Raw genomic sequence first — 10,024 nt, 5'->3', positions numbered from 1 at the left:
GTCGCAGCCCCGACCCGCGGTCACGAGCGGGGGCTCCTGTCTTTTTAGTGCCCTCGGATTGGGTCATAGTGTCTGTCGCTACCAAAACATCGGCGTTGCCGTGGTAGTCATTGGGGACAGACATAAATGAGTAGTCATTGGGGACGTTCTTAAATGACTACTCAGGATGAGCGTCCAATAATCCGCGCTCGTTCGATTGGCGCATGTCTACGCAGCGTAGATTGTCGAGCCTGGCCTTCAAATGGATACTGACTGTCGAACCGGTTCACTCCATTTCTTCAATTTGATTGGACAGCCCATGAACCAGACACGGCAAACCAATGCCTCCCATACTTTTTTGGCAGCGCATGCCATCAAGCAGCTGCGCGAAGAGCGCGGCCTCACCCAGCGCGCCCTGGCGGAAAGCCTTGGCGTGACCGATAAAGCCGTCAGCAAGTGGGAATCCGGCCGCGGCCTTCCCGACATTTCCCTCGTTGAGCCTTTGGCCCAGAGACTCGGCATAAGCGTGGCTGAGCTTTTGGCTGGTGACATTCGGGCCAACGCCAACCGTGCAGGCAATATGCTCAAAGGCGTCTTTTACGTTTGCCCTATCTGCGGAAACGTTGTGCACGCGCTCGGAGAAGGCAGCTTTAGCTGCTGTGGCTCCACGATGTTTCCCCAGGAGGCCGAAGAGCCGGACGCGGACCACGCCTTTTCCATCGAGCGCATCGAGGACGATTGGTACGTCACGCTCGATCATCCCATGACCAAGGATCACTACATTAGCTTTGTGGCATATGCGACTATGGACGGCATCTGCTTTAAGAAGCTCTATCCAGAGCAATCGGTGCAGCCGCGCTTCCATATTACCGGGCGCGGCAGGATATATCTTTACTGCAACCAACACGGACTCTTTACGTCGCTGACGCCTCGCAAATAACGGCTGTCTATCCGCCCTCCTCATGCGTTCCCAGGGGACCCAAAATGAGCGTGGATAATCTCCCGTTTTTAGCCTGTTTGTGGGCTCAAAGTGGGAGATTATCCACGCTCGTTATCTGAGTGTCCAAAAATCCACGCTCGTCGCTACTTGAGTCCGGGCAGGCGGGTGTAGGGGAACGAGCGCTCTAGGAACTCGGAGCAGCGGGCGTAATCTTTGGCAAAGTAGCTGCTATAGAGCGAATCGAGTACGTATTGCACGGCGATATGGCTGGCGAATTGCGTGATGCGGTGCGTCATGCTCTCGTGGTCGCTTACCGTGAGATAGGCGGCAAAGCCGGGGTGAATGCGGGCACAGTGCGGCGTGCCGATGACGATGACCGGGACATGTCGACTGCTAAGGATCGGCAAGATCTCCTTGAGGTTGGGGGCAAGGCCGCTGTAGGAGATGACGATTGCCACATGGTCGGGACCCGAGGCGAGCGCCGTGCGCACCTGCGCCTCGACGCTGTCGTGGCACGTCGCGCTTTTGCCGGCGGAAAGCAGGCGATCGCGGAACATTCCCGCTGGATACAGGTTATGCGAGCCCGTGTAGATGTCCACGGTGCCGGCGCGCATGATGAGCTTGGCGGCGTGGTCGAGCTGTGCAGGGTCGAGCAGCTCCTGCGTTTCGGCCAAGGTGGTCTGGTAGAGCCCCTCCATGCGCTCCATCACCTGCGCAGGGGTGGAGGTGGCATCGAAGGGAAAGTTGATGTCCACGTCGCGCCGGTTGCCCGCCTCGGTCGCCTGGCGGATGAGCTCGACCTTGAGGTCTTTGAATCCCTCGAGGCCGAGCTTTTTGCAAAAGCGGTGCACGCTCGCGACCGAAACGTTGGCGCACGCGGCAAATTCCTTAATGGAAAGCCCGCGCACATCCTCGCCCATGGCGAGGGCCGTTCGCCCAAGTTGTTGCTCGGTGGGGGTGAGGCTTTTGCCCTGCGTGATCTTTCGCCTGATATCCATATGGCTCCTATGCGTTTGCGTCGCGATAAACCAATCATAGCGATAAATAAAACGTTCGGCTTGGCTGGGAGTTTTGGTCCGCCGGTCTATGAACGACGGACCGCTCGCCGCTGCGCGGGCTCAACATAGGGCGTGCCCTGCCCGAGTTGTTTGCGCTCGGGCTGCTATCCGAGCACGCGTACGGGCCCCAAGAGGCCGCTGGGATCGGAGGGCTCGGTCATGCCGAACATGTCGGGGACGGCGTGGTCGAGGGTGTTGATGATGTCAACCGTAAGCGCGTGCTCACCGGCCAAAAGCGCGCCGGCCTCAAAGCGGTAAGGCGGACAGATGCGTGTGCCGAGGGATTTGCCGTCGAGGGTGACGGTTGCGGTCTCAAAGACCTCGCCAAGGTCGATGACGGTGCGGGTGGCCGCTTCGCCCAGGACAAAGGAGGCCCGGTAGCGGAATGTGCCGGCCTTGCCGGGGAACTCGGCCGAGGAAAGGTCGCGCAGGTCTGCAAGCTCAACAGACTCGCCAAAGGCATCGGTGCCAGGGGCAGAGAAGGCAACCGCCCAGGGCCCGTCGACGCATGTGGCTTCGTCTCCAGCAGTTGCCGCGCCGGCGGAACCTGTAGCCCCAAGGACCACGATGCAGCTCTCGTAGGGAGCCAGCTCGAGCGTGCCGTCAAAGGCGGCGGGATCGGTGCCGTTGAGCAGGTCGAGGCGCGCGCCTGCAACGGGTATGCCGTCGGCAAGCGCAATCTGAGTGGAGATACCCTGCTTGGGATGCTCGTTGACGAGCATCAGATAGGTCTCGCCCGCCCGCTGGTAGCGCAGTGCGCGCAGCCAGGGCTGGGACTCGGCACAAACCACGGTCTGCATACCGGCGTCGGCAAGCGTGCCTGCGAGCTCGGCGGTTGCCAGGAGCTTGATGCCGGCGACCGCGGCTGCATCCACGGAGGCAAAGCCCTCGCGGGCTGCAATATCACCGTCGTAGCGCTTGCTCGGCAACTCATCCAGCGCGTACACGGCAACACCTGCGGCTGCGGCGCGCGCGGCAAAGTCGAGCACGGCTCCGCCGACAAACTCGGCTCCGGGCATCACCAGGCAGCGGTATGCCTGGCCGTTCACGCCAAAGCCGCTACCGTCTGCGGCAATTTCAACGGCATAGCGCCCTGCGTCCTCAAATGCCTCTGCCGGCACGATGTCAAAGTCGACCTGCGCGCGCATAAGCTCGGAGGCGGCATGCTGCATAAAGTTCGCCTCGCCTGTCCACTCGGCGTCCGCATGGTAGAGAAGCGCCACCGGGGTCGTTGCGCGCCCGCCGCTCAGCAGGCTCGCCGTACGGTTCATGTAGCTCATGAGCTGCCCAAAGTGTGCAAACTGGGGGTTTTGGCCATGCGCATAGAAATGCGGCGGGCAGTCCCAGTCGGGGAAGGCGGCCATGCTAAAGGCATGCGGCACAAACCAATTGACGCCGCGCACCAAAAAATGATCGGCGATCCACTTCATCTCGCGTAGGCCTTCGTGCCATCCAAATGCGCCAAAGACCTCGGCCATGCAGCGCCCCTGCTTTTTGGGGTCGAGGTGTGCTGCCGAGGAGCCCAGCTTGGGCAGCACGTAGTTATAGAACTCGAGGTCCCACACGCCGCGTCCGTAGCTGTGAAGGCCGCGGTCCATGCCGGGTACCAGCTGGTTGATCACGATGTCGACGCCCGCCATGTCCTGACCGCCCACGGCGCGGAAGTAGTGCCCGGCGCCCACGCCCAGGCGCGCGTGGCAGTCCTTGTCCTCGATAACGTGGCCGATGTACTGCACGCCGCGCGCGCGGCACCAGTCTCCGAGCTGGTCGCAGAAGCACTCCTTATAGAGGGTGCTCGCGATGTCCATATAGACGTGGCGTACGTGCGCGCCGGCCGGCTCGCGGTCCCACAGGTGCGGGAGCTCGGCCAGGTAGCGCTCGCCCAGTGCCGCGCGTAGGCGACGCTCAAGCTCGGCCGACCAGGGTAGGGGCGCGGTGGCCTTGCCGATGAGCGTGTCCGAGATGCCATCGGGGCCCGTGGTGCCCTTCTCGTTGGCAAATCCGGGCTCATCGGAGAAAAAGCCCAGGATCGTCTTGCCAAACTCATCGCCCAGATGCTCAAAATGCGGCTCGTAGACAGCATCGACGAGCTGCGCCACCGAGGCGCGGTCGACCATATTGATGTAGTCCTCGTTGTAGGAGGTCTTGCCGCTCGTGAACATCACGCATGCCTGCGTGAGGCCCGCAGGTGCATCGAAGACCAGGCGGCTGGGGTTGCCGTCTGCATCGTCGATTACTCGGTAAGCGACGTCGACGAGGCTGCCGTCCTGCATAAATGTCACGCCGTAGAAGCGCTCCGTTTTGTCGAGCATGTTGGCGAGCGCGATGCTCGCGGCGGACGTGGGACCCACGATGTCGAACGTGCGGTGCGTGAGCACGATCTTGCGGAGCTCGGGCACGGCCTCCTTGACGGCGCCGTTGGCAAAGCCCGTGGGGAAGTGCGCGTCGTCCAAGATCCAGAGCTTAAGGCCCAGCTGCTTGCACTCGTCAATGACAAAGCGCAAGTCGCGCCACCAGCCCTCGCCGCAAAAATCGGGGTGTGGGCGGCTTTCGAGGCAGACCTCGTGGATGTCGGCGCCGGCGATCTTTTCCAGATACTCGGCAATGGTCTTATGGCTCTCGCCCTTCATCCACAAAAACGGAAGCACGTGGTTGTCGTATGTGCCCTCGAGCACCTGCTGATAGTACGCGGTCATGGATTCTCCTTGGCTCGATCGATCTGCTGCATAGCACAGATTATGGACGCGTCGGCGCGTTCTGCTAATATCTGAATCACGACGAACTATGACTAAATCAACGATTGGCAAGCCATGGAGATCGACGAGCTCGAGCGTAGGCTCAGCGAACTGAGCACCAGTGAGATCGCTTATAAAGACGGCATGGCATTTGATTGGTCGATTATGACCGAGCATGTCGAAATCGACGGATGCCCAGTGCGCAAGATTGGGCAGCCAGGGTTTGCCTATGCCCAGCCCGGCATGCCGCGTGGCCTGACGATAAGGAAAAACTCGCGCTTTAATGCAGTTCCCGAGCACGTGCATGATTACGTGGAGCTGAGCTATGTGTATCGCGGACGCTGCCCGCAGACGGTGGCGGGGGAGAGGCTCGAGCTGGGCCGCAACGAGGTGCTTTTGCTCGACGCCCTCTGCCCGCATGCCGTGGCGGCGCTTGGTGAGGACGACATCATGCTGAGCATGACCGTTTCACGCTCTTTTTTGCGCCGGAGTCTCGAGTCGAGCCTCTCGCGCGAGAGCGCGGTCTCGCGGTTTTTGTTCAACGCGCTCAACAGCGAGACGGACCATCGGGGCCATGTCCGTTTTTACTGCGGCGAGAGCCGTCGGATTCGGCGCTACATGCAGGAGATGCTCTGCGAGCTGTACGACCCGAGCCCCAACGGTCCCGAGATCGTCTTGCGTCTGTTTCAGCTGTTTTTGGCCGAGCTCATGGATTGCTACGAGCGCGAGCTGGTGCGCGGCGCGGCGGACGGCGCGGCGGGGCCCACTGCCCTGGTGACGGGAATGCTCGGCTATATCGATCGCGAATTCGCCGCGTGCTCCCTCGAGGGGATGGCGGCGGAGTTTGGCTTGAGCCCTAATTATGCGACGGCGCTCCTCAAGCGGCATGTGGGCAAGACCTTTAGGCAGCTTGTGCAGGAGCGACGCCTGGTACGTGCGGCCGAGCTTCTGCGCGGCGGCGCCACGGCCGGGGCGGCTGCGCATGCGGTGGGCTATGAAAACATGAGCTTCTTCTACCGTAAGTTTCACGACAAGTATGGCTGCACCCCCGCGGCATACCGCCGGTAAGCGCGGGGCGGATCGTCTTCGCTCCTTCGGTGTCAAAAAGTTTCAGCTGCAGCGCTGTTGCAGCGCGCGTCTGCGAAAAGAAGTGTCCAAATCGGCGCCTTCGCCCTGGCCTGGAGCGACTCGGCGGCATACTCGTTTCATCAGCAACACGCATGAGCGAGGAGGCACTTATGGGATTCCCCGAGGGTTTCTATTGGGGCGGCGCCACGGCCGCCAATCAGTTTGAGGGCGCTTGGAACGTTGACGGCCGCGGTCCGTCGGTCGACGACCACTTCTTGGGTGGCAGCTACAAGGAGCCGCGCCAGATTACGATCGACATCGACCCCGACCGCTTCTACCCCAACCATGACGGCATAGATTTCTACCATCACTACGAGGAGGACATCGCGCTGTTCGCCGAGATGGGCTTCAACATGTTCCGCATGTCCATCTCTTGGAGCCGCATCTTCCCCAGCGGTGACGACGCCGAGCCCAACGAGGCCGGCCTCGCCTTCTACGACCGCGTCTTCGACTGCCTGCGCGCTCACAATATCGAGCCACTCGTGACCCTGTCGCACTACGAGATGCCCTATCACCTGGTCGAGAAATACAACGGCTGGGCGAGCCGCGAGCTCATCGGCTTCTTTGAGAAGTACTGCCAGACCGTCTTCGACCGCTATCAGGACAAGGTCAAGTTCTGGCTCACCTTCAACGAGATCAACTGCGGCACTCAGGACATGGGCAACCTCTTTGAGACCAGCATGATTCAGGGCTTTGAGGGCCCGGCTTCGGCGGTCCATACTACGCCGCAGGCTCGTATGCAGGCGCTGCATCACCAGTTTGTCGCCAGCGGCCGCGTCGTGCGCTATGCCCACGAGCACTATCCGCAGTTTAAGATAGGCAACATGGACTGCTTCATCCTCTCCTATGCCGCCACGTGCGATCCGGCCGACGTGTTCGCCACGCAGCAGGAGATGAATACCATGAACTGGTACTGCTCCGACGTGCAGGTGCGCGGCAAGTATCCGTTCTATGCCAAGCGCTTCTGGGCCGAGAACGATGTCGAGCTTGTGATGGAGGACGGTGACCTGCAGGATATCGCCGACGGCAAGGTCGATTTCTACACCTTTAGCTACTACATGTCCGGCACCGTGGGCACCCACAAGGATCACGAGATGACCGAGGGCAACATGACCTTTGGCGGCAAGAATCCCTATCTGGAGTCCACCGACTGGGGCTGGCAGATCGATCCGCTGGGTCTGCGCATCGCCCTCAACGAGATTTACGCCCGCTACGAGATTCCGCTGATGGTGGTCGAGAATGGCATGGGCGCCTACGATGAGGTCGAGGAGGACGGTTCCATCCACGACCCGTACCGCATCGCCTACTTGCAGAGCCACATCAAGGCCATGGGCGAGGCCATTGCCGACGGCGTCGACCTGATCGCCTACACCTGGTGGGGTCCCATCGACCTGGTGTCCGCCGGCACCGGCGAGATGCGCAAGCGCTATGGCTTCATCCACGTCGATAAGTACGACGACGGCACCGGTACCTACGAGCGACGCCGCAAGGACAGCTTCTACGCCTACCAGAAGATCATCAAGTCCAACGGTGCCGAGGGCCTGGATTAATCGACAATATGAGTGCCACCGGGGAAAAGCGTTGGGATGGGCTCGCGATTCGAGTCCCCACCTTAGCATTTGAACCATTTGGCACTATAATCACCATAGGCATGCGCATAACGTTGCGCTTAATCAAGAGGAGAAAACGTATGGGTCTGTTTGACATGTTCAAGAAGAAGGCTGAGCCCGCGGCTGCCGCTGCTCCGTCCTCCATCTCTGCTTCTGCCGGCGCCGACGTGCTGTGCTCGCCCGTCAAGGGCAAGGTCATCAAGATGGCCGACGTGCCCGATCCCGTTTTTGGCGGCGAGGTCCTGGGCAAGGGCTGCGCCGTGTGGCCCGAGGACGATCTGGTCTACGCTCCCTGCGACGGCAAGGTGACCGTCACCATGGGCCACGCCGTGGGTCTGCAGTCCGATAGCGGCATCGAGGTTCTGGTGCATGTTGGCGTCGATACCGTCAACATGAACGGCGATGGCTTCGAGGGCTTCGTCAAGGCCGACGACGTCGTAAAGGCTGGCCAGCCCATGCTCAAGATCGACCGCGCCAAGATCGCCGCTGCCGGTTACAAGGACTGCGTCGTGGTGGCCGTGTCCAACACCGCCGAGTTTGCCGATGTCGAACTCGCCGTCGAGGCCGACTCCGCTGTCGCCGCCGGTGACGCCATCGTTAAGGTCGTCCGCAAGTAAACTGCGGCATCCAAAGGATGTGCAAGGGTGGTCGGGTTTTCCGGCCACCTTTTTTTATTGCATCGCGGGGAAGCGTTTTATTGCACGTTGGGCGGGCTTGCAAACCGTTCGGACGCTAAAACGAACCGACCGCGCCTTCGCGTTGCCGAGGATGTTCATAAGTGGATAGTATGGGCTTACTTATTACAACGTGCGCCGCGTCTGGGAAGCGCGGTGCCGCTCATTGGGAGGAACAACATGAAAAAGAAGCTGCTGCTTGCGCCCCTCATGGTCGTCTTGGTTGCATGCGTGGTCGTGCTTTCCGGCTGTGGAGGTCCTTCGGTTGAGGAGCTCATCACCGAGGATCTTACGACGCAGTTTGACGAGGTCAAGAACGGTGGCGACGACTTCCTCTCTGGTCTGGAGGAGGCTTCGGGCGACGAGTTCGAGCAGCTGGGTATCGATCCCAAGGAGTACGCCAAGACCTATCTCGAGGGCTTTGACTACAAGATCGGCGACGTGACGGTCGACGAGGACAAGGGTGTCGCGACCGCCGAGGTCTCCATCACCTGCAAGTCCATGAACAAGATCGTCGAGGACTTCTCCACCCAGTATCAGGAGAAGGTCGCCGCGCTTGATACGGTTCCTTCCGATGACGAGCTGTACAAGATGGCAGGTCAGGTTATGGTCGATGTGACCAAGGCAACCGAGCCCAGGAAGACCACGGTTATCTTCAAGTACACCTGCAACGGCGACGGCGAGTGGTCTGCCGATGACCCCGTCAACTCCGAGATGATGGATGCAATGCTGAGCTAGTTTGTTGCGGCGTTTTACCAAACGCCGCAACTGCTCGACGCTGCGCGGGCACCAGAGCGACAACTTGTCATTCAAAGAGGACGGCATGACCAGAAGGTCTATGCCGTCCTCTTTTCATGCCAATTTGTTCGCTCTGGTGCCCGCTCGCTGTCCGTCCTCTACCTGCGGCGTTGCCATGGTAGTCATTGGGGCGGCACTTGGGGACGTTCCTTTTCTGCCGGCAGTTGGGGACACTCCTTGCGCCAGCGTTGCATCGAATGCTCGGGAAAATACGAGCCGGTATTTGGCCGAATAGCGGGTCGCGGTTTCCGGATGGGGTGGGTTGTGGAAAGTGCGACCCGGAATATTGCTCTGAAACGGGATGCACTTTCCGCGCGGCAGAATCGCTACAGCCGCGTTGAGCAACAGCCCTGCTACTCGCCAAGCACCAGCGCCACGAGCTCTTCCTGTGTGTCCACCACGTAGTCGGCGCCGGCGGCTTCCAGCTCTGCGCGGCCGCGGAAGCCCCAGCTGACACCGGCGCTCTTGAGGCCGGCATTGTGACCGGTCAGGATATCGACATTGGAATCGCCTACATAGAGTGTGGTTGCCGGATCGGCGCCTAGCTCTTTCATCACATGCAGCGTAACAGGCGCCTCGGGCTTGGGAGGAAACGCATCGACTCGGCCCTGCACCAGCGCAAAGCGCTCGGAACCAAAGTATTTCTCGATAAGCGGAACCGCCGAGACGTGGTCCTTGTTGGTGAGCACGGCAAGCTGCACGCCCGCGGCGCGCAGGCGGTCGAGCATCTCGATAGTACCGGCATAGGGGGCAGTGTGGTCCTCCTTGTGCTCGCCGTAATAGGCCCTAAACTCGGCAAGCGTCTGCTCAAACATGCGACCGTCGCCCGCATACTCGGCAGGCATAAAGCGCTCGACCAGCTTGAGCATGCCGTTTCCCACCTTGTAGCGGTACTCGTCTACGGCAAACGTGGGCCAGCCGTGCGTCTCGCAGGTATGGTTGCCGGCGGCCGCCAGGTCCTCGAGCGTGTTGAGGATGGTGCCATCCAGATCAAAGATCACATGGGAAAAAGCTGCTGCCATGGGTGCTCCTGCCGCTTGAGTTGTAAAACGCACCCCATGATACTGGGCATGCGTGCCGGGCATGTTTGGAATCTGAATAT

At 60.6% G+C, this 10,024-nt stretch carries 8 protein-coding genes; 5 read left to right on the top strand and 3 right to left on the bottom strand.

Annotated features, from left to right (window positions below):
* The first annotated feature begins 298 nt into the window (after positions 1–298).
* A complete protein-coding gene (locus GT571_RS09610; RefSeq protein WP_055250846.1) occupies positions 299–919 on the top strand; it encodes a helix-turn-helix domain-containing protein in 621 nt (206 codons plus the stop codon).
* A gap of 143 nt (positions 920–1,062) precedes the next feature.
* Here GT571_RS09610 and GT571_RS09605 read toward each other — a convergent pair whose 3' ends face one another.
* Together GT571_RS09605 and GT571_RS09600 are read right to left on the bottom strand one after the other, a co-directional pair.
* Positions 1,063–1,917 carry a MurR/RpiR family transcriptional regulator gene (locus tag GT571_RS09605; protein ID WP_161156935.1) on the bottom strand — a complete coding sequence of 285 codons (855 nt, stop codon included), beginning with the start codon at positions 1,915–1,917 and terminating at the stop codon, positions 1,063–1,065.
* A gap of 164 nt (positions 1,918–2,081) precedes the next feature.
* On the bottom strand, positions 2,082–4,673 hold the full coding sequence (locus GT571_RS09600) for a glycosyl hydrolase (protein ID WP_161156933.1): 2,592 nt from the start codon (positions 4,671–4,673) through the stop codon (positions 2,082–2,084).
* 114 nt (positions 4,674–4,787) lie between these two features.
* Here GT571_RS09600 and GT571_RS09595 point away from each other — a divergent pair, with 114 nt between their 5' ends.
* The 4 genes from GT571_RS09595 to GT571_RS09580 all read left to right on the top strand — a co-directional run bounded on the left by GT571_RS09595 (position 4,788) and on the right by GT571_RS09580 (position 8,862).
* A complete protein-coding gene (locus GT571_RS09595) occupies positions 4,788–5,780 on the top strand; it encodes a helix-turn-helix domain-containing protein (RefSeq protein ID WP_161156931.1) in 993 nt (330 codons plus the stop codon).
* 170 nt (positions 5,781–5,950) lie between these two features.
* Positions 5,951–7,390: a glycoside hydrolase family 1 protein gene (locus GT571_RS09590; protein ID WP_161156930.1), complete on the top strand. Its 1,440-nt coding sequence runs from the start codon at positions 5,951–5,953 to the stop codon at positions 7,388–7,390.
* A 140-nt stretch (positions 7,391–7,530) separates the two neighbouring features.
* Entirely contained in the window at positions 7,531–8,067 is a 537-nt protein-coding gene (locus tag GT571_RS09585) for a PTS sugar transporter subunit IIA (protein ID WP_117634515.1), read from the top strand.
* Positions 8,068–8,304: 237 nt separating this feature from the next.
* Complete coding sequence (locus tag GT571_RS09580) at positions 8,305–8,862, top strand: hypothetical protein (protein ID WP_161156928.1); 558 nt, start codon at positions 8,305–8,307, stop codon at positions 8,860–8,862.
* A 413-nt stretch (positions 8,863–9,275) separates the two neighbouring features.
* On the opposite strand, the gene GT571_RS09575 is transcribed toward GT571_RS09580, so the two are convergent.
* The gene (locus GT571_RS09575; RefSeq protein ID WP_161156921.1) at positions 9,276–9,944 is read right to left on the bottom strand and encodes an HAD family hydrolase; all 669 of its coding nucleotides are present in this window, start codon (positions 9,942–9,944) and stop codon (positions 9,276–9,278) included.
* Positions 9,945–10,024: the final 80 nt, after the last annotated feature.

Origin of the sequence: Collinsella aerofaciens (assembly GCF_009876115.1) — a bacterium.
Lineage (GTDB): Bacteria > Actinomycetota > Coriobacteriia > Coriobacteriales > Coriobacteriaceae > Collinsella > Collinsella aerofaciens_N.
This window is presented reverse-complemented; position numbering and strand designations above follow the sequence as displayed.